The organism is Bacillus sp. MRMR6 (assembly GCF_001940785.1).
Taxonomy (GTDB): Bacteria; Bacillota; Bacilli; order Bacillales; family Cytobacillaceae; genus Neobacillus.
This window is the reverse complement of the sequence record NZ_MSLS01000017.1, coordinates 66,524-91,146: the sequence shown is the minus strand read 5'-3', so window position 1 is coordinate 91,146 and position 24,623 is coordinate 66,524. Positions and strand designations below refer to the sequence as shown.

21 protein-coding genes and 2 pseudogenes are annotated in these 24,623 nt (G+C 38.1%); 19 read left to right on the top strand and 4 right to left on the bottom strand.

What is annotated here, in order from left to right; translation table 11 throughout:
- Positions 1 to 73: 73 nt before the first annotated feature.
- Together moaC and BTR25_RS16290 are read left to right on the top strand one after the other, a co-directional pair.
- The gene (gene moaC, locus BTR25_RS16295; protein WP_075689101.1) at positions 74 to 571 is read left to right on the top strand and encodes a cyclic pyranopterin monophosphate synthase MoaC; all 498 of its coding nucleotides are present in this window, start codon (positions 74 to 76) and stop codon (positions 569 to 571) included.
- Positions 572 to 602: 31 nt separating this feature from the next.
- On the top strand, positions 603 to 1,253 hold the full coding sequence (locus BTR25_RS16290; protein ID WP_075689100.1) for a redox-sensing transcriptional repressor Rex: 651 nt from the start codon (positions 603 to 605) through the stop codon (positions 1,251 to 1,253).
- A 404-nt stretch (positions 1,254 to 1,657) separates the two neighbouring features.
- Here BTR25_RS16290 and BTR25_RS16285 read toward each other — a convergent pair whose 3' ends face one another.
- Complete coding sequence (locus BTR25_RS16285) at positions 1,658 to 1,858, bottom strand: YdiK family protein (protein ID WP_075689099.1); 201 nt, start codon at positions 1,856 to 1,858, stop codon at positions 1,658 to 1,660.
- Positions 1,855 to 2,577 (bottom strand): CPBP family intramembrane glutamic endopeptidase, encoded by a 723-nt coding sequence (locus BTR25_RS16280; protein WP_075689098.1) that lies wholly within the window; start codon positions 2,575 to 2,577, stop codon positions 1,855 to 1,857. The genes BTR25_RS16285 and BTR25_RS16280 overlap by 4 nt, the downstream gene beginning before the upstream one ends.
- Before the next feature lie 290 nt (positions 2,578 to 2,867).
- Between BTR25_RS16280 and groES the strand changes: the two genes are divergently transcribed.
- Positions 2,868 to 3,152 carry a co-chaperone GroES gene (gene groES, locus BTR25_RS16275; RefSeq protein ID WP_075689097.1) on the top strand — a complete coding sequence of 95 codons (285 nt, stop codon included), beginning with the start codon at positions 2,868 to 2,870 and terminating at the stop codon, positions 3,150 to 3,152.
- A 58-nt stretch (positions 3,153 to 3,210) separates the two neighbouring features.
- Positions 3,211 to 4,845 carry a chaperonin GroEL gene (gene groL, locus BTR25_RS16270; RefSeq protein ID WP_075689096.1) on the top strand — a complete coding sequence of 545 codons (1,635 nt, stop codon included), beginning with the start codon at positions 3,211 to 3,213 and terminating at the stop codon, positions 4,843 to 4,845.
- Positions 4,846 to 5,628: 783 nt separating this feature from the next.
- Here groL and BTR25_RS16265 read toward each other — a convergent pair.
- A complete protein-coding gene (locus BTR25_RS16265) occupies positions 5,629 to 6,036 on the bottom strand; it encodes a DDE-type integrase/transposase/recombinase (protein ID WP_075689095.1) in 408 nt (135 codons plus the stop codon).
- Positions 6,037 to 6,327: 291 nt separating this feature from the next.
- Between BTR25_RS16265 and BTR25_RS16260 the strand changes: the two genes are divergently transcribed.
- From BTR25_RS16260 to BTR25_RS16225, 8 genes are all read left to right on the top strand, one after another.
- On the top strand, positions 6,328 to 7,176 hold the full coding sequence (locus BTR25_RS16260; RefSeq protein ID WP_075689094.1) for a MurR/RpiR family transcriptional regulator: 849 nt from the start codon (positions 6,328 to 6,330) through the stop codon (positions 7,174 to 7,176).
- Between the two features lie 32 nt (positions 7,177 to 7,208).
- Positions 7,209 to 7,931, top strand: coding sequence for a hypothetical protein (locus BTR25_RS16255; RefSeq protein WP_075689093.1), 723 nt, complete (start codon positions 7,209 to 7,211; stop codon positions 7,929 to 7,931).
- 106 nt (positions 7,932 to 8,037) lie between these two features.
- Positions 8,038 to 9,459: a sodium:solute symporter family protein gene (locus BTR25_RS16250; protein WP_075689092.1), complete on the top strand. Its 1,422-nt coding sequence runs from the start codon at positions 8,038 to 8,040 to the stop codon at positions 9,457 to 9,459.
- A 66-nt stretch (positions 9,460 to 9,525) separates the two neighbouring features.
- Positions 9,526 to 10,314 carry an SDR family NAD(P)-dependent oxidoreductase gene (locus BTR25_RS16245; RefSeq protein ID WP_075689091.1) on the top strand — a complete coding sequence of 263 codons (789 nt, stop codon included), beginning with the start codon at positions 9,526 to 9,528 and terminating at the stop codon, positions 10,312 to 10,314.
- A gap of 24 nt (positions 10,315 to 10,338) precedes the next feature.
- Complete coding sequence (locus BTR25_RS16240) at positions 10,339 to 11,520, top strand: M20 family metallopeptidase (protein WP_075689090.1); 1,182 nt, start codon at positions 10,339 to 10,341, stop codon at positions 11,518 to 11,520.
- A complete protein-coding gene (locus BTR25_RS16235) occupies positions 11,498 to 13,249 on the top strand; it encodes a M28 family metallopeptidase (RefSeq protein WP_075689089.1) in 1,752 nt (583 codons plus the stop codon). The genes BTR25_RS16240 and BTR25_RS16235 overlap by 23 nt, the downstream gene beginning before the upstream one ends.
- Positions 13,242 to 14,252 (top strand): NADH:flavin oxidoreductase/NADH oxidase, encoded by a 1,011-nt coding sequence (locus BTR25_RS16230; protein ID WP_075689088.1) that lies wholly within the window; start codon positions 13,242 to 13,244, stop codon positions 14,250 to 14,252. Before BTR25_RS16235 ends, BTR25_RS16230 begins: the two co-directional genes overlap by 8 nt.
- 12 nt (positions 14,253 to 14,264) lie before the next feature.
- Positions 14,265 to 15,299 carry a ketopantoate reductase family protein gene (locus BTR25_RS16225; RefSeq protein WP_075689087.1) on the top strand — a complete coding sequence of 345 codons (1,035 nt, stop codon included), beginning with the start codon at positions 14,265 to 14,267 and terminating at the stop codon, positions 15,297 to 15,299.
- Between the two features lie 479 nt (positions 15,300 to 15,778).
- On the opposite strand, the pseudogene BTR25_RS16220 reads toward BTR25_RS16225, so the two are convergent.
- Positions 15,779 to 16,006 (bottom strand): annotated as a pseudogene (locus BTR25_RS16220) (transposase); the annotation flags it as partial.
- A gap of 238 nt (positions 16,007 to 16,244) precedes the next feature.
- On the opposite strand from BTR25_RS16220, the pseudogene BTR25_RS16215 reads away from it, so the two are divergent.
- The 7 genes and pseudogenes from BTR25_RS16215 to BTR25_RS16185 all read left to right on the top strand — a co-directional run bounded on the left by BTR25_RS16215 (position 16,245) and on the right by BTR25_RS16185 (position 24,487).
- Positions 16,245 to 16,887: pseudogene (locus BTR25_RS16215) on the top strand (PfkB family carbohydrate kinase).
- Between the two features lie 669 nt (positions 16,888 to 17,556).
- On the top strand, positions 17,557 to 18,276 hold the full coding sequence (locus BTR25_RS16210; protein ID WP_075689086.1) for a response regulator: 720 nt from the start codon (positions 17,557 to 17,559) through the stop codon (positions 18,274 to 18,276).
- A gap of 253 nt (positions 18,277 to 18,529) precedes the next feature.
- Entirely contained in the window at positions 18,530 to 18,715 is a 186-nt protein-coding gene (locus BTR25_RS16205; protein WP_075689085.1) for a hypothetical protein, read from the top strand.
- Positions 18,716 to 18,789: 74 nt separating this feature from the next.
- Complete coding sequence (locus tag BTR25_RS16200; RefSeq protein ID WP_075689084.1) at positions 18,790 to 20,385, top strand: ATP-binding protein; 1,596 nt, start codon at positions 18,790 to 18,792, stop codon at positions 20,383 to 20,385.
- Entirely contained in the window at positions 20,382 to 21,050 is a 669-nt protein-coding gene (locus BTR25_RS16195) for a response regulator (protein ID WP_083652421.1), read from the top strand. Before BTR25_RS16200 ends, BTR25_RS16195 begins: the two co-directional genes overlap by 4 nt.
- A 345-nt stretch (positions 21,051 to 21,395) precedes the next feature.
- Positions 21,396 to 22,430, top strand: a complete 1,035-nt coding sequence (locus BTR25_RS16190; protein ID WP_075689083.1) for a TAXI family TRAP transporter solute-binding subunit — start codon at positions 21,396 to 21,398, stop codon at positions 22,428 to 22,430.
- A gap of 83 nt (positions 22,431 to 22,513) precedes the next feature.
- Positions 22,514 to 24,487 (top strand): TRAP transporter permease, encoded by a 1,974-nt coding sequence (locus BTR25_RS16185; RefSeq protein ID WP_075689082.1) that lies wholly within the window; start codon positions 22,514 to 22,516, stop codon positions 24,485 to 24,487.
- Positions 24,488 to 24,623: the final 136 nt, after the last annotated feature.

Sequence of the window (24,623 nt, the reverse complement as noted above, 5' to 3'; positions counted from 1 at the left end):
CAACATTCGTTCGAAGTTTCACACACATAGAAGCGAAAATAGTGTATGATCTATTATTGGGAGGATTTTATATATGGCAGAATTTACTCATTTTAATGAAGATGGCAGAGCAAAAATGGTGGATGTTAGCGATAAGCCAGAAACTGTTCGAACTGCTATTGCACATTCCAGCATAACGGTTAGTAAAGAAATTTATGATAAGATTACCAATAATGAGATGAAAAAGGGCGATGTCCTTGCAGTCGCTCAAATAGCTGCAGTAATGGCGGCGAAAAAGACTTGGGACATTATTCCGATGTGTCATCCGATTCCTTTAACAGGAGTGAATATTTCTTTCTCCTGGGATCAAGACGGCCATCATACATATAAACTTTCTATTGCTGCATCAGTGAAAACAAAAGGGAATACAGGTGTTGAAATGGAAGCGCTAACAGCTGCGTCTGCTTGTGCGTTAACCGTTTATGATATGTGTAAAGCAGTTGATAAGGGTATGGTGATTGGACAGACCTTTTTGGTGGAAAAAACCGGGGGGAAAAACGGTGATTTTCGTCGAACTGAACAAATAAAGTAATAGCAAAGAACATTTATGGGGTGGGGAGAATATGAGCAATGAAACGATGAAGATACCACAGGCAACAGCAAAACGATTACCGTTATACTATCGATTCTTGAAAAACCTCCATTCATCGGGTAAACAAAGAGTGTCATCAGCAGAACTAAGTGAGGCGGTTAAGGTCGATTCTGCGACCATTCGCAGGGACTTTTCTTATTTTGGGGCCTTAGGCAAAAAAGGGTACGGCTACAATGTAAATTACCTGCTGACATTTTTCCGTAAAACCCTTGATCAGGATGAACTAACGAAGGTAGCGTTAATTGGTGTGGGTAACCTTGGTACCGCTTTTTTAAACTACAATTTTTTAAAAAATAACAATACAAAAATCGAATGTGCATTTGATGTCGATCCAAATAAAATGGGAACGACAATTGGCGATGTTCCCGTGTATCATATGGATGACTTAGAAAACTATTTAGGTAATGATACGATCCCGGTCGCAATCCTTACAGTTCCATCAGCTGCTGCTCAAATGATTACCGATCGATTAGTGAAAGCGAATGTGAAAGGAATTTTAAACTTCACTCCTGCGAGGCTAAATGTCCCGCCTTCAATTCGTGTCCATCATATTGATTTAGCAGTGGAACTCCAGTCGCTCATTTACTTTTTAAAACATTATCCGACAGAAGCAATTGAATAAAAAAGCCTTCCAAAAAGGAAGGCCATATTTTTTCGGTAAAATTTTTCGAGTAAAGAAAAAATGTGTTTCTTCCGGTTATGAAGGCAAAAACTCGGTGGAATATCAAGAGAAATGGCCATCATCCGGGTTATGAAGACCAAAACTCGGTTGCATATCAAGAGAAATGGTCATCATCCGGGTTATGAAGACCAAAACTCGGTTGCATAGCAAGAGAAATGGCCATCATCCGGGTTATGAAGACCAAAGCTCGGCTACATAGCAAGAGAAATGGTCACCATCCGGGTTATGAAGACCAAAACTCGGCTGCATAGCAAGAGAAATGGTCACCATCCGGGTTATGAAGACCAAAGCCCGGTTGCAAAGCAAGAGAAATGGCCTTCATCCGGTTATGAAGACCAAAACTGTTATTTTTTCAATTTGTCTTTATATTTAAAGTAAAAGAAGAGTATTTTTACGCCTGAACCAAAGTCAAAGGTGGCGAGGAGGACTAGCAAGTAACTGAAAAAGCCCCAGCCATTTTGACTAACATCCTCAACAGCGAAATAGGTAAATAAAAAGCCTAGCAAGATATATATGAATGCAGAGAACAAAGGTGAACGTCTCATAAAAAGCCTCCGATAAAGTTTTGCAGCGCCTCAGCCTCACGGATTAATTTTTCAATATCATCCTTATATACAGACTGAATGACGACAACTAAGGTGTTCATGCTAACATGAGCAAAAATAGGAACGATAATATTTTTTGTCTTTACATAGAGAAAAGCAAAGGTAAAGCCCATTGCTGAATAAAGCAGCAGGTGCTGCGGCTCCATATGAGCTAATGCAAATATCACCGAGCTGATAAGGGCCGAAACAAAAAAGTTAAACCGTTTATAAAGCGAACCAAAAATGACTTTTCGAAAAACAATTTCTTCTAGAATCGGTCCGAGGACGGAACTTACTAAAATGGCAAGTGGGAAGGATTCGATGATCCGCATTATTTGCTGTGTATTTTCAGAACCCATTTCGATTCCAATCAGGCGCTCAATATTTGCCGCAAGGGCTTGTGAAAATAAAGCTAAAAAAATGCCCGCAACAGCCCAGACTGCGGACTGAGAAAAAGAACTTCCTCTCTCATCCAGCCGAGGTTTTCTCATCTCTTTCCGTAATAAAAATAAAATAATAATCAAAGCGAATGAAAAGCTAAAAATGAGCCAGTACGGGATAACCAAGCCTTGATCCATGCCAAGATAGCCAAATATAAACATCAAACCCGGTATACCTAACAAACTGGATAATTGCATAGCAATATAGACGATAAGTATAATCCAATATTCCCTTTTCAAATGTAAATCTCCTTTAGGATCTAATCATATTAATTCTACACTACTCTTCATTCTACTCATAAATGCGTAAATCTTTCAATTTTAACGTATTATCTTTTTGGTAGGTATAAAAATCTTTGGTAATCACATACTTGTAGGGTTGTAAGAAATTAACTATTTTTTTATAAAAAAGTGTGCATGATACTTGCAAAATTTTTTCGTATTCATTATGATAATAATTGTGTTAGCACTCATTAGGTGCGAGTGCTAATAATACAGAATTACATATATATTTGAGGAGGTTGTTTCAATTGTTAAGACCATTAGGTGATCGCATTATCATTGAGCTTGTTGAATCAGAAGAAAAGACTGCAAGCGGTATCGTTTTACCGGACTCAGCTAAGGAGAAGCCTCAAGAAGGAAGAGTCGTTGCCGTAGGTACTGGCCGTGTGCTAGAAAATGGCGAACGTGTAGCTCTTGAAGTCTCTGAAGGCAATCGCATTATCTTCTCAAAATACTCTGGTACAGAAGTGAAGTACCAAGGTGCAGAATACTTAATTTTACGTGAAAACGATATCCTTGCTGTTGTAGAGTAAGGTTCTTACTAAAAAACTTATTACGACGTTTATAAAATACGAGGAGGTTTTTTAAACAATGGCTAAAGAAATTATGTTTAGTGAAGATGCACGCCGCGCGATGCTTCGTGGTGTTGATGCTCTAGCAAATGCAGTTAAAGTTACTCTTGGACCAAAAGGACGCAACGTGGTACTTGAGAAGAAATTTGGTTCACCGCTTATTACAAATGACGGTGTAACGATTGCAAAAGAAATCGAATTAGAAGATGCATTCGAAAACATGGGTGCTAAGCTTGTTGCGGAAGTAGCTAGCAAAACAAACGATGTGGCTGGTGACGGTACAACAACTGCGACCGTTCTTGCTCAAGCGATGATTCGCGAAGGCCTAAAGAACGTTACAGCTGGTGCGAACCCAATGGGAATCCGTAAAGGGATTGAAAAAGCTACAGCTGTTGCAGTTGCGGAATTAAAAGCGATCTCTAAGCCAATCGAAAGTAAAGCTTCTATCGCTCAAGTTGCTTCTATTTCTGCAGCTGACGAAGAAGTGGGCCAATTGATTGCTGAAGCAATGGAGCGCGTTGGCAACGACGGCGTTATCACAATAGAAGAATCTAAAGGCTTCACAACTGAATTAGACGTAGTTGAAGGTATGCAGTTTGACCGTGGATATGCATCTCCTTACATGGTTACTGATTCAGACAAGATGGAAGCTGTTTTAGACAATCCATATATCTTAATCACTGACAAGAAAATTGCTAGCATTCAAGAAATTCTTCCTGTACTTGAGCAAGTGGTACAGCAAGGCAAGCCATTATTGCTTGTTGCTGAGGATGTTGAAGGCGAAGCACTTGCTACATTAGTAGTGAACAAGCTTCGTGGAACCTTCAATGCTGTAGCGGTTAAAGCTCCAGGCTTTGGTGACCGTCGTAAAGCAATGCTTGAAGATATCGCTGCATTAACTGGCGGTGAAGTCATCACTGAAGAGTTAGGCCGTGAACTTAAGTCAGCTACAATTGACTCATTAGGACGCGCTGCTAAGGTTGTCGTTTCTAAAGAGAACACAACGATCGTTGAAGGTGCTGGAGACACTGCTGCAATTGGCGCACGTGTAAACCAAATCCGTGTTCAATTAGAAGAAACTACTTCTGAATTTGACCGTGAAAAATTACAAGAGCGCTTAGCTAAATTAGCTGGCGGTGTTGCAGTAATTAAAGTTGGTGCTGCTACTGAAACTGAACTAAAAGAGCGCAAGCTTCGTATCGAAGACGCTTTGAACTCTACTCGTGCTGCAGTTGAAGAAGGTATCGTTTCCGGTGGTGGTGTAGCCCTTCTTAACGTATACAGCAAAGTAGCTGAAATCCAAGCTGAAGGTGATGTAGCAACAGGTATCAACATCGTATTACGTGCGATGGAAGAGCCTGTACGCACAATTGCTCACAACGCTGGCCTTGAAGGATCAGTTATCGTTGACCGCTTAAAGCGCGAAGAAGTTGGCATAGGCTTCAATGCTGCAACTGGCGAATGGGTAAACATGATCGAAGCTGGTATCGTTGACCCAACTAAAGTTACACGTTATGCATTACAAAACGCTGCATCTGTTGCGGCAATGTTCTTAACAACTGAAGCAGTTGTTGCAGACAAACCAGAACCAGCTGGTGGCGGCATGGGAATGCCTGACATGGGCGGTATGGGTGGCATGGGCGGCATGATGTAATTGCTGCTAAATCCCTTGATATTTAAGGGTTTTGAGGGATTTGCTATCAATATGCTAACATAAGGTATATAAAAGAGGCTTCTCATTAGTTGATTAAACTCTTGGGGAGCTTTTTTTAGCTTCTTGCGTGATATGAAATTAACCGTCGGAAATTATTTATATCTTAAGATTTTGTTGGTTTTAAGAAAAGGTGGGAAATTTTAATATAAAAAAAAGGCAAGCTCTTCTTTTTCAAGATACTTTTGAACTTCCTCTTCTTCTTTTTCTTATCCTTTTTCACATAAGCAAATCCAGTAGGGTAACATTTTATTTGTAAAGAATTATCTTTTTAAGGAGATCTCTAAGAATGCTAATTAAAGAACTTTAATTGGGGGGACTCTAAATTTTGATTCTTTCTGGTAGTATTCGGCAATCGGTTGGAAACATTCTGCATAGTGCTCTAAAGTAAAATTCTATTTGATGGTTATGTCGGATACTAAATGTATGAAAGTTAATCGAAAATCTCTTATCAACATGCCTATATTGAATGTTAGTAAGAGGTATTCTCCGAGGGGGGAGGTTAGGAACAATATCATTAATATTTGCTACTCGAATACTTTTTTTATTATATCGTTATAGGTATTTACAAATTATTTCCGTGCCTGTGGTCAAGCCCCGTAAAAATAGACATCAATAAATTCGACATTTATGATGCATTTTGGTAATTTAAATAATATAGTTTTGGAGAAACGAATCCCATTCTATGATAGATTCGTTTTTCGTTGTAATAGCGAATATATTTCTTTAGATTTTATTGAAAAGAATCGATAGGGCAGTTGGGATAAAACAAGGGAATTCAGTTTTTAACTGTGAAAAAAAACTCTCAATAACAACGTTATCCCAACAGTTTGCCTTTTGTGACATACTCGGTATGAAGTGCAGCTCCTTACTTAAATTGTGATACATGTGAGATCTGTACACGCTTCCTTGGTCGCTATGAATCAGAACGCCCTCCAATGTATCCAATTTTCGCCTTTTCTGTGCTGCTTTAATGGTGGCTTTTATCAACTCCTTATTAGGGCTTGAACTCATTTCAAAGGCAATCACTTCACGGTTAAATAAATCCATAACCGCAGAAATATACAGCTTTTCCTGTCCCATCAAAACCTCAGTCATATCTGTAACCCATTTTTGATTGGGATGAACGGCCATAACCGCGACTTCATTCTTCTAGGGCAATCAAAAATTTTGCGAAAAGATCCTACCCGAAAAAAACATAAAAAGGCCTGACTAGCGAATAACCGCTAGTCAGGCCTTTTTCCGCGCAAAACTTTCGATTGTCCCCTTAAAGGACCGTGCCCATAAATTTCTTGGTAGAAGTTCTGATAAAGTTCTTTACAATTTTAAATTTTTAGAATATTATAATAAGAAATGAATGATTTAATTCTTTTTTATTATAAAAAAAAAGATTTCATCCTTTTTTTTAGAATGGAGCAATTTTCAATGAGTATTCAGGAGTTAATGAAAGAAAAGTATTTAACGTTATCGAAAGGACAAAAAAAAGTAGCCGATCTTTTATTAAAGGATGTAGCCACATTTAGTATGTCAACCGCTTTACAAATTGCCAAACAAGCGGATGTAAGTGAAACAACCGTTGTTCGCTTATCGTATGCGTTGGATTTTGAGAGTTTTTCTCAAATGCAAAAGTTTATTCAAAAAGACTACCTATCAAAAAAAGAAATGGGTCCTGTTGCATTAAATGATGAAAAGAATAACAGTAACGATTTTATCGATGACCTAATTGATAAGGAAATAGATATATTAAAGTCTTTAAAGAGTAGTTTGAATATGAATCATTTCTGGATGGCTATCGATGAAATAATGGGTGCCGATGAAGTGAAAATTGTAGGATTTAGGGCTTCGTACTCTGCAGCTCACTGGCTTTATTTGAAATTAAATATGATGAGAACCAATGTAGACTTGATAACATCTAATACATCCAATTATCCAGATAATTTATTAGTGGATAGGGATAAAAAAATCGTATTTATATTTATCTCTTTGCCAAGTTACGCGACTCCAAGTTTAGAAATTGCTGAAATGGCAAAGAAACAGGGGGCAAAGTTAATTACCATTACCGATCATCTTTTATCACCGATTTCCCGCATCTCAGATATAACGCTTACAACTCAAATCAATGCTAGTTCCGAAAGTTTTATTCCCATTAGCTCTGTAATGAGTTTATTAAATATCATAGCTACTGGTATTGAAACCAAATATGAAAAGGAAGTGATAGAACGAGTTTTAAGACTTCAGAACTTGTATAAAGAAAAAGAATTTTTCCTTGAGTAATGTATTAAAAATGATCAAGCGGGGGGAAGGAAATGAAGAAACTTGTTACTTTTTTTGTCATACTTGTATCTCTACTAACATTCCAAATTACAAGTTATGCTGCAGAACCTGTTGCGAAAACGCTGGATAAAGCAGATATTTCGATTATCTCAGATGGCGAAAGCAATTACGAAATCAAACAAACTATCGTACTAAAAGGTGAAGGGGACTTTAGTGGTAATCAGATTGAACATACTTTTTCCAACATCAATGATATAAAACCGGAAAATCTCCAATTTATTTCTGAAGGGAATCAACTAGAATTTACGGTTGAAGAATTCGAATCACTTGACAAATATATTGTAAACATACCTAGTGGGGTTTCTGGGACTTTCACCTACGAAATTAGCTATACATTATCGGTGGGAGAAGGGGAATATGCAACGCCAATATTTGTGCCTATGCACCCGGCTGATGGTCAATCAAATGTTGTACAAATTGATTTTCAAACAACAGAAGAAAATATGGTTCAAAGAAATAGTTTCCCTGTTTTAAAGAAAGCGGAGGATAACGAGGTTACAAGTTATTTAATGAATATTCCTGCACATGTAAACTATATATTTGGGCCCGAAAAGAATCTATTTAACTCTCATAATATCATTTCGTGGGCATCTATTCTCATCTTATTAAGCATTATTTTTATATGGATCCGTTCTGAATTAAAAAGTAAAAATATTAATTCCAATAACAATAACAGTAAAGGAGTTGTGAATTAATGGGCGTTCCTTTTTGGGGTTTAGCAATCTATACCGTTGTGTTCTTAGTTAGTTACTTTGCATGGGCATTTTATAAGAATTCTAAAGAGGAATAGGGGGGAGAAAAATGTTTGAAATCAGTCCAGAATTTTATTACGTCGTAATTGGATATTTTGTCATGGTCATCGCAATAGGCTGGTGGGCAGGGAAAGGGAATAAAACAAGTGAAGACCACCTTGTAGCAGGACGTTCGATTGGTGCATTGGTAGGCGGTGCTGCTTTAGCAGCTACTCAAATGAGTGCAGGTACATTCGTAGGAACGATGGGCGTTCACTATTTAACAGGTGCGAGTTATATATGGTTCTGGCCGGGTTTATGGGCTGGTTGGATTGTTTCAGCCGTTTGGGTTGCACCAAAGTTCCAAAAGTTAAAAGCGGTTACAGTTCCAGAGTACGTTGAAAAACGATATAACACAAAGGTTGGCAGGGCGATTGCAGCGGTTTTAATCATCGTTGCCTACTCTGTTTACTTAATCGCTCAATATGTCGCTGGCGGAATTGTGATGCAAACCGTCTTTGGAATTCCAATGGTTTGGGGAGCGTTTATTACGATCGCCATCACGATGGTTTATACATTAAAGGGCGGCATGAAGGCTACGGCATATAGTGATTTTGTCCAAGCCTTAATCATGGCAGGTTGTTTTATTGCAGCCATTCCATTGTTAATTAGTCAAGCTGGCGGCTGGGATTTTGTAGGCAGTTTCTTAACGAGTCTCGATAGCAAGATTACTGGATGGCATTTTGGAGCAAAAGATCTAATCGGTTTCGGTGCTGCATTTGGATTTTCTATGGCGATTGCGCCGTATGAGCTGGCAAGAATGTATACATTAAAAAATGCGAAAACAGTACGCTTAGCGATTGGATTTTCGTTTGTTTTCCAAGCAGTTGTTGCCTTATCCGTAACTCTCGGTGGATTAGGAATAAGAGCGCTATTCCCAATTTTAAAAACGGGAGACAGTGCCTCATCGATCATGGCCATTAACGTTTTACCTCCGATTGTTGGGGCACTATTAATGGTTGCCATTCTAGCATCTATTATGAGTACCGTTTCTGGGGTCATGATTGTATCTTCATCGGGTATATCCCATGATATTTACGGATTGATAAAACCGAATGCAACGGACGCTCAAAAAATGAAACTTAATAGAATCGCCGTTATTGTTTTAGCCTTTATTCCATTACTCTTTGCGTTAAAACCATTTGATATGGTTCAGTTTATCGTAATGGCTCAAGCATCGATGGTGGCTAGTTTCTTCTTCGCCATCGTGTTATTTGGACTAAATTGGAAAAAAGCGACCACAGCCGGTGCGATGACTGCTATGATTGGCGGCGTTATCACTGTACTTGTTTGGTTATTCGTATTAGGCAAGCCATTTGGAATCAATGAAGTAATTCCGGGAGTATTAGTTTCTTCCATCTTATTAGTAGTTGTAAGCTCGTTTACAAAACCAGTACCAGAGGAAAACCTGGAACCATTTTTCGGTAAATAAAACAATAAAATGTGTGATGTTAGATTTGATATCACACATTTTATTGAAGTATGAGGAGTGACAAGAATGACGAGATCTGTAGCAATGATTACGGGGGCAGCTTCAGGAATTGGAAAAGGAATTGCCTTGAAGTTTGCTTCTCAAGGCAGCGATTTGATCTTAATAGACCTTCAAGAGGAAAAATTAAATCAGCTGTACAATGAACTATTAGATATCAATCAGGATATCACTGTATTAGTAGCGCCAGGGGATTTAACATCTGAAACCTTCGCAGATGAAGTAGTTGAAAAGAGTAAGCAACAATTTAGCTGCATCAATGTATTAGTCAATTGTGCAGGAATTTTCCCAAGCACCCCATTTTTAAACATTTCAAGACAAGAATGGAATCGTGTTTTTGACTTAAACGTTTCTTCCAATTTCTTTCTTACACAAAAAGTCAGCCAGCTCATGATCGATACGAAAGCAAAGGATGCCAATATCGTTAATATATCTTCAACTGCTAGTGAAGTAGCTAGACCAGGGGTTGCTCATTATTGTTCATCCAAAGCGGCAGTAAAAATGCTGACACAGGTTCTTGCATTAGAATTAGCTCCGAGTGGAATTCGAGTAAATGCAGTAGGTCCGGGATTAGTAGAAACGGAGACACTTCTAAGCACGCTGACAAATGAAAAAGCAATAACAGAGCACAAGGAAAAAATATCCTACTCACCACTCAATAGATCAGCTAGGCTTGAGGAGATTGCTGATGCGGTCTACTTTATTTCAAGTCCACAGGCATCTTATATTACGGGCCAAAACCTATTAGTAGATGGTGGATATTCAGCAGGTAGAATTTTTAAAAGCTTTAATCAATAGATTATTTTTCTCAAGGAGGATGTTATGAAAACAGTTAAACAGATTATCGAAGAAAACCATAATGAAATGGTGGAGTATCTTAGAAGAATTGTAGAGTTTGAATCTCCTTCTCGTGATAAGGAGAAACTTGACGTGTTAGCGGAATGGATTGCATCAACATTTAGAAAATTAGTTGGTGGTAAGGCTGAAATCATTCCCGTCGAAAATTATGGGAACCATGTTCGCTGCGAATGGGGCGAGGGGGAGGAACAAATTTTAATCTTATCCCATTTTGATACGGTATGGCCTGCTGGAACCCTAGAAAAAAACCCTTTTCGTATAGAGGGTGACCGTGCCTATGGTCCTGGTGTTTTTGATATGAAAGGCGGATTAATTCAAGGGTTATTTGCGCTAAAAGCGTTAAGAGAAGCAGGAATTAAATTAAACAAAAAAATTGTTTTCTTTTTTGATTCGGACGAGGAAATCGGCAACCCAACTTCAAAAAAATTTATTGAAAAGGAAGCCCAAAAAAGTGAACGAGTCTTTGTTCTTGAGCCAGCTATGACGTTAGAAGGCGGTTTAAAGACTTCCCGTAAAGGTGTAGGTATTTATGAACTAAGTGTTAAGGGTATCCCATCGCATTCGGGTATTGATCCTGACAAAGGTGTAAGTGCGATTGATGAATTAGCCAAACAAATTGTCAGACTACATAGTGAAACAGACCTAACAACTGGAACAACCATAAATGTAGGTGAAATTTCTGGCGGTTCAACAGTAAATGTCATTGCAGAGCATGCTCATGCTGAAATTGATGTACGGGCTAAAACAGTGGAAGAACTAAATCGTATTGACCGATTAATCTTGGGATTAAAACCGATCAATGAGAAAACCCAAGTTGTTACAACTGGTGAAATCAACCGAATGCCGCTGGAAAGAACTGAGAAAGTGCAAGAAATGTTTGAAGTTGCAAAGAATATTGCGGAGAATGACATTGGTTTTACCTTAATTGAGAAAGAAACGGGCGGCGGCAGTGATGGCAATTTAACAGCACCATTTGCCCCAACCTTGGATGGTCTGGGAGCCGTAGGGGATGGTGCCCATGCGAATCATGAGCATTTACTAGTAAGTCATATGCCTAAACGAAGTGCCTTATTTGCTGAATTGTTACTTCATTATGCTGGCATAAAGGAAGGAGCTGGAATAGGTGATACAAACAACAGAAGCTAAGGACCATTTACTGAATAAGGTTTCTGAAGAACATTTAATGACATTCACAAAGGAAATCTCCAAAGAGGTAAGATTATCAGGTTCAGAAGAGGAAAAAAGAAGCTTTGAATATGCAGAAAGAACGTTAAGGGAATTTGGCTTTCAAACCCAATTGTTTTATCGAAAAGCTTTGATTAGCCTTCCTATTCAATCTGATTTAACCGTTAATGGGAATCAATTTAGCTCCATTACCCATTCAATGGCCACCTCAACGGGAGAATCTGGGTTAGCAGCCGAGCTGGTATATGTTGGAGATGAAAACTATCAAGATGACATTTCTTATACGGGTAAAGCGGTTCTTATTGACGGTTTAGCCACTCCTGCTGCTGTTATAAAAGCTCAAAGTAAAGGTGCAGCCGCAACTGTTTTTATTACGGCGGATTATACCCATGAGATGATTGTTTCTGCTGTATGGGGAAATCCATCTATGGAGGATGCTGAAAACTATCCTACTATTCCTGTTGCTTCGGTCACCTACCGAAATGGCCAAGAAATAAAAGCCCTTCTTACTAGTTCTGCATCTTCAGAATTACAATTAAAAACGGAAGTTCTTAAAGAGTGGAGAGATATTCCAACTCTAATAGCTGATTATACTTTTAATCCAAATTCCAAAGATTTCCTTCTATTTTCAGGCCACATTGATTCTTGGCATTATGGGGTCATGGATAATGGATCAGCAAATGCAACAATGCTTGAAGTTGCACGGGTTGTCAGTGAAAACAAGCCAGAGTTCCAACGCAACTTACGACTTGCCTTTTGGTCAGGTCACTCCCACGGAAGATATGCGGGGTCCACTTTATATGTAGATGAAAATTATGAAGAACTTTATGATCATTGCTTGTTGCATTTAAATATCGACTCTGTCGGCGGGATTCATTCTACTGTATTAACAGAAGGAAATACAATGGCAGAAACCAAAAATTTAATTGGCGAGTCTATTAATTTAGTTTCTGAAGATCAGTTTGAGGGTTCCCGATTCGGACGGTCTGGTGATCAATCCTTCTGGGGAGCGGGAATCCCTTCAGCGTTAATGGGCTTGTCTGAACAAGCTCCAGTTGATACTCCTGCGATGCGTGCTTTTTCTAAACTATTTGGTTCAGGTAAAGGCGGAGGTTTTGGCTGGTGGTGGCATACAACAGAAGATACGATCGATAAAATCGATCCTCAATTATTAAAAAGAGATTGTAAGATTTATTTATCGATTATTTTCGATTTTTGCTCCGCTGACCTTATTCCCGTACAACAGAGTAAAGCCGTTGAAGAAATCACAAAGGTACTTAAAGGGTATCAAGCAGAATTTGAGTTTAAAGGCATGCTAGATACTGCATTTGAAAGACTGCAAACTTTGAATGATACGGTAAAGTTGATTGAGAGATATGCGTCTGACGATAAAATTGTTGAACAGTATAAAGATGAGATTAATGGTTGGAATAAAACGATGTCCAAGAGCCTTGTCCCGATTAATTATGTAGATAAGGATGTTTTTGGCCATGACCCTGCACTTGGCCAGCCGCCGGTTCCTTCCATCGGTAAGGTTATAAAGAAGGAAAATCTATCAAAATATGACAGTAATGTCATCTATACCACTTTAAAGAGAAGAATCAATAAAATGAACTTTACTTTAAGAGAGTTAAACCAAATTTCTTCTCAACTTAACCATTTGCTTGGGAGTGAAGCAAGCAATGAGTAAATTATTTGAACCTTATAAGTTAATGGATCTTGAATTGAAAAATCGGGTTGTTCTCTCTCCGATGTGCCAGTATCAAGCGATGAATAAAGAAGGGGTACCCGAAGCATGGCACCTCATCCACCTTGTTTCCCGAGCGATGGGGGGGGCAGGTTTGATTATGACAGAAATGACAAATGTTGAACCAATAGGTAGAATCACTGATTTTTGTCTAGGGATTTATTCTGATGAGCAAGAGCAGGAGTTTAAAAAAATCAACCATGAAATTCACAAGTATGGTGCAAAGGCAGCCATTCAAATTGCCCATGCCGGAAGAAAATCACAGTTGAAAGATGGGGACATTGTAGCACCTTCTGCCATTGCATTTAGTGATGACTCCAGGGTTCCTAAAGAATTATCTATAGATGAAATTCAAAGAATCATTCAACAGTTTGCGGATGGTACGAAACGAGCGGTTCGTGCGGACTTTGATGCTATAGAATTACATGGTGCTCATGGTTATTTATTACATCAGTTTATTTCTAGGGCTAGTAATAAGCGTGAGGATAAGTATGGGGACCCAACCTTATTCGTAAAAGAGGTCATTGAGGCAGTAAAAGCAGAAATGCCAAGTGGGATGCCCCTTATTATGAGAATTTCCGCCACAGAATATACTAATGATCCATATACCCTTGATGAAATGATTGATTATTGTAAAACATTTATTCAAGCTGGAGTCGACATGTTTGATGTAAGTACCGGAGGAAATTCTCCAAATCGACCAGATGTTTTTCCAGCGTATCAGGCTAAGTACGCGAAGGCTATAAAAGAATCACTAAATATTCCGGTTATCTCTGTAGGAAGTTTAGATATTCCAGAAGTTGCGGAATACGTTATTCAAGCTGATTATGCGGATTTAGTTTCAATTGGCAAAGGGATGTTGAAGGATCCACATTGGGCAAAAAATGCGGCAGTAAAATTAAATGTTCCATTGGAAATGCCTGGTGTTTATGGCCTAGGCTACTAAGGGGGAAGAGCAATGGCAATTACAATCATAGGAGCAGGTGCTATCGGCGGTGTAATTGGGGCGTATTTAATTAAAAATGGCGAAGAAGTCGTTTTTGTGGATCGTGACACCGCCCATGTTGAGGCGATGAACCAAAATGGTCTTACGATTCAAATGAAAGATAGCAGTTTTACTGTTAAAGCACCAGCTTATACAGTGGATGAATTTTTTAAAACGAAACAATCGGTTGATACTGTATTTTTAGCGGTGAAGGCTCAACATACAAAAGAAGCGATTCAACCTTTTGAGAAGCTGATGCATAAAGACTCATTTGTTGTTTCCTTCCAGAATGGATTATGTGAAAATATCATTGCATCGATTGTTGGTAAATCTAGAACGGTAGGATGTTTTGTTAATTTATTTGCCGATTACATGAGTCCGGGAAAAATTGAGTACGGCGGGGTAGGAAGTTTGTATATCGGTGAAATGGACGGAAGCGAAAGTGATAGAGTAAATGACTTGCGAGACAGGCTGCAGTGTTGGGGGAAGGCGAAAGCAACCCAAAAAATATTTGGGTATTTGTGGAGCAAACTAGCATATGGATCCATCTTAACCGCTACTGCTCTAACCAATAAAGAAATTGCGGACTTTTTTGAGGAGCGTGAGTTTCATCCTCTATTAAATGCAATTGGAACGGAAGTTTTACAAGTAGCAGAAAAACAAGGAATTACTCCTGAACCATTTGATAACTGGACCCCGGGATTATTGTATCCAAATAAAAAGGATATTGAACTTGAGAACAGTTATTTTGAAATTGCTAGATTGTTAAGAGGATATACAAAGACACGTACAGGAATCTGGCGGGATCTAGCTGTCCGAAAAAGAAAAACAGAAGTCCTTGATCAATTAGGTCCTGTCATCTCTATCGGAGAAAAACTAGGATTTACCATGCCGCTAACACGAAGTATTGTATCGATGATTCAAGAAATTGAAGAAGGTCAACGTGAAATGAGCATAGAAAATATCAATGAACTTAAAGATATTATCAAGGAGTCTTCAAAGTTATAAAAATTAGCTCAATTAAAATTCTGGAAAAACGAAACTTTTTGAAAAAGGGTATCCCAAACTATTAATATAGGGAGGCCCTTTTTCAGTTTGATAAATCTAGAGCACCACTTGAATATTCAAGATAAAAACAAGTTTATCTAAAAGTAAATAGTAGAAATGCTTGGATAACCTGCCTCTCGACAAAATTTTTTGTAAAAACTTATTGGTTGGGTGTTTTCCTACAAGGTTTTTCCAGCAGTTAATCAAACGAGTAATTAGTAAAAATCTTGTTAACTAATCGTTTGATTAGACTTGTAATTTTACTCAATATTGCTGGATTTATCCCCTTTCTTTGTTATGGAATTTGTCGAGAGGAGGAAAGAGGCTATGATATTTTTTAGCTTCTGAAATATTTGGATATCTAGGTTTTCCCTTTTTACGCTCCACTTCTATGGCTCTTTCCTCTATGATGTGACCCCAAAAAGTTAGAGTTTTATTTCTTAAGCAGCTGATTGGCTGGTATGGTTACGGAATTGAACCGGGCTCATGCCTGCCAATTTTTGCTTTATACGCTTGTTATTATAATAATAGATATACTCTTCAATTCTCTTTTTTAATTCCTCAAATGAGCACAGTGCTTCTCCATGATACATTTCTTGTTTCAGTAATCCGAAAAAGTTCTCCATAGGAGAATTATCTAAACAGTTTCCTTTACGCGACATGCTTTGGTGAAAAGTATTTACTTGAATATGGAAATTTTCACAAAGGTCTTAGTTGAATTCCTGATTTATAAGAATGTGATTTCAAACAAATAAGATTAGGCATGTAGGTTAATTGCAAAGTTATGCTAAGGAGTAACATAACTTTGCATTTTTCTGTGCCAATTGGGATATCCAAACATTTCTTAAGTTTACCCTTATGGAAACCACAGAGGTGAAAGGAAAATGAATAGAAAGGTTGGGGACAATGGTTAAAATAACAGTAATCGGAAGTTCATCCATGGATTTGGTTGTTACGGCACCCAAAAGACCAAATAAAGGTGAAACGATTCTTGGAGAATCATTTAAAACAGTGCCCGGTGGTAAAGGTGCCAACCAGGCGGTTGCTGCTGCTCGACTGGGTGCAGATGTGTATATGGTCGGATGCGTTGGAGACGATGCATTTGAAAAAACCATACTTGATAATTTTAAATCGAATAATGTTATTACAACTTATATGGAACAGGTTAAAGATACAGAAAGCGGCACTGCCCACATTACGCTCGCAGACGGTGACAACAGTATCATTGTGGTAAAAGGTGCGAATGATTATATAACTCCAGATTATGCCGCAAAGGCCTTAGATATTATTTCTGAATCAGATATTGTCCTTATTCAACAGGAAATACCTGAAGAAACAGTGGAATATATAAGCAAAAAATGCCTTCAATTAGGTGTTCCACTTTTATTGAATCCGGCACCTGCTAGCAGCCTTTGCTGTTGCATTGGCAGAAGGAAAGAATTTTGAAGAAAGCGTTCGTTTTGCTAATCGGACCGCTTCCTTATCTGTTACAAAGTTTGGTGCACAAGGTGGGATGCCAACAAGAAGTGAAGTAGAAGAAAGTATATAATTGCAGAACAATGGGCAATCGCTCCTTGAATAAAAAAGCAGAATAGTTAAGATACTTCGGTTATAAGGATTTCCTAATATAAGTTCAAAAAATTTTAAAGCATCTAAGATGTCATCAGTCATAATTCGAAAAGTAATAAATTTATGCACAACTTTATAACTTGTTATCTTGGTAAGTTACAAACATTAAAATACTCAATTAAAATGCTAACATTTTGCTAACGCAATCCAGTGAAAAACGATTAACTCTCATGAAAGATGTTACAGTAAGAATTTAACAAAACCTTGATATACCGCACTTTCCGCACACACCGTTAAAGATATTACACACTCTCACCTTACGGGCGGCATGATGTAATAACGCCGTCGAAGCCTTGATAGATAAGGGTTTTGATGTTTTTAAAAAATTTAAAGAGGATGCTCACAAATTGTCCAAATTAGTGAGCATCCTCTTTTTTCTTTTTTTACAAAGTTTATTAAATAAAAAATGAAGAGTCAGAAGTAATATATGGCCTGGCCTGTAGAGTTAATCATCCAAATGATTGGCTCTTTTTCTTTGTTCATCTTTTTGAATTTTTTGTTACAGAATTTCGCTTACTAAAGTTACATAACTATATCAAAAGTTACTAAACCCAATGGCACTAAAAGAAAAAAATATAAAGAAAGATTGATGGTAGCAGAAATAAACCGCCGATCTATAGACCTAATCAAGGGGTTTGAGCTAGTTGGGATTGCTGAATCAGTTGAATCTGCCCTTTTAATTATGGAAAAGAAGAAAGTTGACCTGCTTCTGTTAGATATTCATATGCCTGGAGAAAATGGCTGGAAACTAATGTCTAAAATCCGCGGCTTGGAAAGTGAAATGGACGTTATCGTTATTACTGCATCTTGCGACAAGGAAAGCATTAAAAAAGGACTTCGATTTGGGGCAGTAGACTATTTAATAAAACCGTTTGAGTTTGAGAGATTTCAGTCTGCTCTCGTTACCTATCAAACTGAACAACGGGTCATGGATAACAAGGATCAGCTTAAACAAACAGACCTGGACCAATTTTTGCTTCATAAAGATCAGGTCGTTTTGGAGTCATATGAGTTGCCAAAAGGGCTAACAAAAGATACACTTTGCAAAGTCTGGAAACAGGCCATCAAAATGGGCGGGAATGCTTTTTCAACAGAGGAGCTTGCCAGTAAAGTAGGAATATCAAGAGTTTCGATGAGAAAATATGTCCACTTTCTAGCGGATATTCATGCTTTGGAAACGAATATTGAATATGGCGGGGTAGGTCGTCCAGTTTATATGCATAGAATTTCAAAAGATGGCAGTAGGATGATGCCAAACAGGCCACTCTGTGATAAATGTTTAAAATGCACCGAATGCTGTACGTCTTAAATCTCAGGAGCAGTGTTTTCTTTAGAGGAAACACTGCTCTTTAAGTGTCTTTATTGCCCTCTGGGTGGATCTAATGTGGAAGAATATAGAAAGAAAAGGCACAGAAATTTTGAGTCAGATTTTAAAAGAGAATTAAACCGCTTACGTTTTTTAATTTAAAAAAAGAATTCATTAATTTTAAAGACTATTAAGTTTAGAAAAGAAGTACTATGATGTGATTAGATATGGAAACGATTACAGGGGAGGTTGGTTTATGAATAAACGAAATCTACGAGAGGAAACGATTAATCTTCATGGTAACCACGCAGGTAAAATAAAAGTATTAAGTAAAGTAAACCTTGAAAATGAACAGGATTTAAGTCTTGTATATACGCCAGGTGTTGCAGATGCGAAAGGGACAGCTAGTTACCAGAAGAACAGTAGAAATCCGGTTTCCTAATACCGAATTTCTACTAGATATATCTTATGCTGATTTGACTTAGAAATTAAAAGTCCCCAATTGAAGGTGAAGAAATGAGAATTCGGTTAAGGACAAAGATGTTAATCATGTCATTTATTGTGGTGTCGTTTTCGATGGTGATGAGTGGTTGGATTATGGTTTATAGTATTTCGGATGCGTTTGAGAAGGAGCTTGGGGAGAGGGCTCGTGCGATTGCGCGTACAGTAGCGCAAATGTCTATCATTAAAGAAAATGTGGGCAAACCAGGAGGAGAGATTTATATTCAGCCAGTTGCTGAACGAACTCGGGTAGCAACAAATGTAGATTACATAGTTATATTTGATATGAACCGAATTCGTTACTCTCATCCAACTAAAGAACTAATAGGAAAACAATTTGTAGGCGGGGATGAGCACGCCTCGCTTTCAGGACAAGAATATATATCAAAGGCCCAGGGAACTCTCGGTTACTCCATGCGAGCCTTTGTTCCGATAATGAATGAAGGAGGGGTAAAGCAGGTAGGAGTAGTTGTTGTTGGTGTGCTTACCCCAACATTCCATGCGTTAGTAGCCCAATACCGTAACGATATTTTGCTATCACTCGTCTGGGGGCTGCTAATTGGTCTTCTTGGTTCACTTCTGTTAGCCCAAAATATCAAAAAACAAACATTAGGCCTGGAGCCTTACGAGATTGCTAAAATGGTAGAAGAGCGCTCCGCCGTGATGCAGGAGATGGATATGGGGATTATTGCACTAGATGAAAATGGCAACATTACCTTTATGAATCGTCTGGCCAAGCAGTATACACAAAGTGACCAAAAACGAGAAAAACATGTAGCGGAAATTTTACCCAAATCATTGGCATCCATTGCAAGCCTTATGAACAACGAAGAGTCTCAACAAGATAAGATTATTAATCGCACGATAGTTCTTTATGATAAAACATACTTAATTTCTCTTTGTCGTATTCGAGTAAAAGGAAAGTTGGCAGGTTCGTTCCTAACGATGATTGACCGTACTGAGGCGAACCGTTTAGCTGAAGAGTTAACGGGTGTAAAAACTTTGGTAGATGCACTTAGGGCTCAAACTCATGAATATATGAACAAGCTTCATAGTATTGCAGGCTTAATTCAGCTTGAACGAATAGAAGAAGCCCTAGAAATCATTATCGATGAAACAACAGAAGAAGAGAATGTTATTCAATTTCTAAAAGAAAATATCAGTGAGCATTCTGTGTCAGGAATCCTTTTAGGAAAAAGGTCAAGAGCACGAGAACTAGGTGTTCATTTTTCGATTGACCAAGAAAGTTATTTAACTCAAATTGTGGATGGGTTTACTGCAGGAGATATTGTTACTATTCTTGGAAACTTAATTGAAAATGCATTTGACTCCTACTCTTCACATGATAGAAACAAGATCGTTGGGTGCTGTATTCAATGCGATGAGCATCATTTATCAATCATGGTACGCGATGAAGGAAAAGGTATCGCTAAAGTAGATCAAGATAAAATTTTTTTATATGGCTATACCACAAAAAGTAAGGATGGTCATGGGATTGGGCTTGCTCTTGTAAAGCAAATTGTTGATGCTCATCAGGGAAAAATACAAGTTGATTCTAAGCTAGGTGAAGGAACCAAAATAACAATTGATATCGAGAGGTATGTACCGTGATAAAAGTAATGATTATTGAAGATGATCCGATGGTCTTGGAAGTGAACAGTAGCTTCTTAAATAAAATAACGATGTTTGAACTTTGTGGTTTTGCTGCAAGTGGCAAGGAAGCTATAAAAAAAATAAAAGAACTAGAGCCTGACCTTGTTTTATTAGACATGTACTTACCCGAAATATCCGGTATAGAGGTGTTAAAACAAATGCGTGAACAAGGGCTGCCAACCGACGTTATTATGATTACAGCTGCAAGAGACAGCAAATCCATCCAAGAGGTATTTCGTCTAGGTGCTGTGGACTACATGGTGAAACCGTTTCATTTTAAGAGATTTAAGTCAGCACTCGATTCATATCAAAAAATGAGAACAAAACTCAAGGACTCAGGAACCTTACAACAGGAGGATATTGATGAAATAAAAAAAATGAAAGAAAGTGATGAGCATCTTCCGAAGGGCTTGAGTGAAAAAACGCTACAGCAAATTTTAACGGGGTTAATGAAACAAACTAAACCGGTAACATCCGAAAATTTAGCAACATATTTGGGAATGGCAAGGGTGACGGTTCGTAGGTATTTAGATTATTTGGGTCAAACTGGCAAAATACAAGTTGATATTCAATATGGAAATGTTGGCCGGCCAAGTCATTTTTATTTTATAGAAAAAAAGTAATAGACAACTAAAAACCATAATGTTCATTTTTGAGACCAAAAAGACCAAAATGAACATTATGGTTTTTATATTGTTTAAAATCTGAAAGCGCTTTATATTTGAAATATCAGAAAAAAGACACAATTTTGTCATAATTAGAGAGCGATAGAACAAAGAATCAACTAGATTCAGAGAATGTGAATGTATTGAAATTCTTATTTTAACAGATGAAGAGAAATAACAATGGGAGGAAGCTTTCAAGCCGGTATATCAAAAATATATTAATCGGTTTGGAGCTACTATATAAAAGTTCTACCGAAATACAAAGGGGTATAAGTAGTTAACCAAAAAAAGGGGGAAATAAGGATGAACAATTGGAAAAGAAAAGTTATCACTGTATTTACTGGTCTTTCACTGCTAGTATTGGCTGCATGTAGTGGGGGTGGAAATCAAACGTCTAGCGGCGAAGGTGGGGAAGTTAAATATAAGGAGTACCCAACTACAGTTAAAGTTGGAACCGCTTCCCAAGGTGGTACGTACTTTATCGTTGGTGGAGGTTTAGCTAATCTTTTAGAGCAAAAGCTGGAAGTAACTGCAAACGTTGAGGTAACAGGTGGACCTGTACACAATATGCAATTAGTTCAAGCGGGTGATCAGGATGTTGGAATGGTAACATTAGGACCAGCCTATGAAGGATATACAGGAACTGGCGAATGGACTGAAGGAAATAAAATGGAGGACGTTCGAATTATTTTTCCGATGTTTACCACTCCGATGCATTGGTTGTCGCTTGAAAGCTCTGGTATAACAAAACTAGAGGACATCAAAGGTAAACGTGTTGGTGCAGGTCCTGCTGGTGGTACAGCTGGTACGTATGTTCCGATGATCCACGAAGTATTAGGATTAGATACGGCTAATGTGCATGCTGGTTGGAGTGACCTGGCTTCACAGATGATGGATGGGCAATTAGATGTCATTGGATTTGGGGCAGGTATTCCAATTTCTGCAGTTACTGAAATCGAGGTTCAGCGTGATGTAAACTTCTTTGGTGTCGATGGAGAAACGAGGGATAAAATAATTAAAGAGTTCCCATATTTCATGCCATTCACAATCCCAGCTGATACCTATACAACCTTAGACAGAGATTTAGAAACAATTTCCATGTTCAACTTTGGTATTGTACGTAAGGATGCAAACGAAGACTTCGTTTATGATTTAGTAAAAGCATACCACGAGAACCAAGAGATGCTTATTCAAACTCATACATCAATGGAAGAATCAGTTGCAGAGGCAATCAAACTCAATAAGAATGTTCCACTACACCCAGGTGCGATTAAGTACTATGAGGAAATTGGGATTGAACTACCGAAATCAGTATATCCACCTGAGTGGAAGAACTAAATAAAAGTATTGTAATATGCTGACTCAGATATAGGGGTCAAAATCCCAATGAGTCAGCTAAATTTGCTTAGGAGGTGTTTTACATGAGTAACAAAGAAAAAAACAAACAAAAAGAAGTTGAAACAAAACCAGTTATTGACATGCTAGCAGAGGCAGAAGACGATGAATCAGTTGAAAGTGCGACAGAGGCGAGAAACTTTTGGGGATGGCGGAAAATTACGTTTACAACAATAGCTGTAATCGGGGCTTTATTTCATTTATATGTTTTAAATTACCACCCAATCGATCCTTGGCTTTTTCGAGCAGCCCACTTATTATTTGGCTCAATCTTAGGATTTATGCTTTTTCCTGGATGGAAGAAGGCCTCATCTAAAATACATGTAATAGACTGGGTACTTATTCTTGCAAGTATTGGAGTCTTTGTCTATGTATTCATTAACTTAAAACAATTACTTTTCCGTTTTGGAGTTTTACCAACTACAATGGACTTTATCGTTGCTTTGGTTGGGGTTTTATTAGTATTAGAGTTAACTAGACGTACAAGTGGATGGACGCTGCCGATTCTAGCAAGCATCTTTATTTTATATGCCTTTATCGGACCGTATTTACCTAGTATTTTAAATCATAGCGGCTATACGATTGATCGATTTACTACGTACATTTATGGACTTGATGGAATATTCGGAGTAACACTTGATGTCTCTTCAAAATACATTCTATTATTTATTATCTTTGGCTCGTTTTTACAAATGTCAGGTGTTGGACGTTACTTCATTGATTTCTCATTCTCATTAGCAGGCGGAATGCGTGGAGGTCCAGCAAAAGTAGCCGTTATCTCAAGTGGATTAATGGGTATGATGAATGGTACTTCTGCGGGAAATGCAGTTGCAACAGGGTCGTTAACGATCCCGCTAATGAAACGTGTAGGTTACAATGCTCGTTTTGCTGCAGCTACTGAGGCGACTGCTTCTGCTGGCGGTCAGATTATGATTCCAATTATGGGTGCGGGCGCGTTCTTAATGGCAGAAATTACAGGGATTCGCTATAGTGAGATTGTTATCGCAGCAACGATTCCAGCATTATTATATTTCTTATCTGTTTACTTAATGGTAGACTTTGAGGCTGTAAAAAAAGGTATGAAAGGAATTGCTAGAAAGGATTTGCCAAGCTTTAAGGAAATCCTGAGAAAAGCCTATTTATTCTTACCTATCGTTCTATTAATCACTCTTCTTTTACAAGGCTTCTCAGTTATTATGTCAGGTACCTATAGTATCTTTGCTTGCTTAATTGTCAGTTTATTCAGCAAAGAAACAAGAATGGGCTTGAAGAAGATTTTAGGTGCATTAGAATTAGGTATGAAGAATACAATACAGCTGTTAGCAGTCTGTGCATGTGCTGGAATTATCGTTGGTGTAATTGCTCTTACAGGTGTAGGTTTACGCTTTAGCTCAATGCTTTTATCTGTAGCGGGTAACAGTGAATTACTAGCTTTATTATTCGCAATGTTTATTGCGATAATCCTAGGAATGGGAATGCCAACAACTGCTGCTTATGCGGTGGCAGCTTCCGTTGTAGCCCCTGGTTTAATTAACTTAGGGATTGAGCCATTATTTGCGCATATGTTTGTATTCTACTATGCGGTAATGTCTGCAATCACACCACCAGTTGCATTAGCGGCATATGCGGCTGCAGGCATCGCTGGTACTGATCCAATGAAAACGGGGGTTGAAGCCTTCCGTTTAGGAATCGCGGCTTTTATCGTACCATTTATGTTCATGTATAGCCCTCAATTATTAATGGTAGGAAGTATTTTAGAAATAAGTATTGCGGTAATCACTGCTTCAATTGGTATTTATCTTCTTGCAGCATGTGTTCAAGGCTGGTTTGCAGGTCGAAAAACAAGCGTTGTTACACGAGTTTTATTGCTTGTTGCGGCATTACTCTCAATTGATGCTGGGCTCCAAACAGACTTAATTGCATTAGTGATCGTTGCTGTAGCGGTTGGAATTCAAATCTTCCTTTCGAAAAAAGATAATTTAAATACAGTTTCAGCTTAAAATGGAGAGGGATAGGTTTAGTTGTTCGAAATATGAACCAGCTAAATCCTATCCTTTTCCAATCTTTTTAAAACTTTGGCTGTGTTAAATGATATTGTTGATTTTATAAACCTGTTGATTTGCGCGGAAGGCACGA

Excerpts from the sequence above, each read along its gene's own strand:
- BTR25_RS16210 (WP_075689086.1), top strand. The coding sequence starts at position 17,557 with ATGGTAGCAGAAATAAACCGCCGATCTATAGACCTAATCAAGGGGTTT.
- BTR25_RS16190 (WP_075689083.1), top strand. The coding sequence starts at position 21,396 with ATGAACAATTGGAAAAGAAAAGTTATCACTGTATTTACTGGTCTTTCA.
- BTR25_RS16285 (WP_075689099.1), bottom strand. The coding sequence starts at position 1,858 with ATGAGACGTTCACCTTTGTTCTCTGCATTCATATATATCTTGCTAGGC.
- moaC (WP_075689101.1), top strand. The coding sequence starts at position 74 with ATGGCAGAATTTACTCATTTTAATGAAGATGGCAGAGCAAAAATGGTG.
- BTR25_RS16290 (WP_075689100.1), top strand. The coding sequence starts at position 603 with ATGAGCAATGAAACGATGAAGATACCACAGGCAACAGCAAAACGATTA.
- groL (WP_075689096.1), top strand. The coding sequence starts at position 3,211 with ATGGCTAAAGAAATTATGTTTAGTGAAGATGCACGCCGCGCGATGCTT.
- BTR25_RS16245 (WP_075689091.1), top strand. The coding sequence starts at position 9,526 with ATGACGAGATCTGTAGCAATGATTACGGGGGCAGCTTCAGGAATTGGA.
- BTR25_RS16250 (WP_075689092.1), top strand. The coding sequence starts at position 8,038 with ATGTTTGAAATCAGTCCAGAATTTTATTACGTCGTAATTGGATATTTT.
- BTR25_RS16205 (WP_075689085.1), top strand. The coding sequence starts at position 18,530 with ATGAATAAACGAAATCTACGAGAGGAAACGATTAATCTTCATGGTAAC.
- BTR25_RS16255 (WP_075689093.1), top strand. The coding sequence starts at position 7,209 with ATGAAGAAACTTGTTACTTTTTTTGTCATACTTGTATCTCTACTAACA.
- BTR25_RS16240 (WP_075689090.1), top strand. The coding sequence starts at position 10,339 with ATGAAAACAGTTAAACAGATTATCGAAGAAAACCATAATGAAATGGTG.
- BTR25_RS16225 (WP_075689087.1), top strand. The coding sequence starts at position 14,265 with ATGGCAATTACAATCATAGGAGCAGGTGCTATCGGCGGTGTAATTGGG.
- BTR25_RS16230 (WP_075689088.1), top strand. The coding sequence starts at position 13,242 with ATGAGTAAATTATTTGAACCTTATAAGTTAATGGATCTTGAATTGAAA.
- BTR25_RS16260 (WP_075689094.1), top strand. The coding sequence starts at position 6,328 with ATGAGTATTCAGGAGTTAATGAAAGAAAAGTATTTAACGTTATCGAAA.
- BTR25_RS16265 (WP_075689095.1), bottom strand. The coding sequence starts at position 6,036 with ATGGCCGTTCATCCCAATCAAAAATGGGTTACAGATATGACTGAGGTT.
- BTR25_RS16200 (WP_075689084.1), top strand. The coding sequence starts at position 18,790 with ATGAGAATTCGGTTAAGGACAAAGATGTTAATCATGTCATTTATTGTG.
- BTR25_RS16185 (WP_075689082.1), top strand. The coding sequence starts at position 22,514 with ATGAGTAACAAAGAAAAAAACAAACAAAAAGAAGTTGAAACAAAACCA.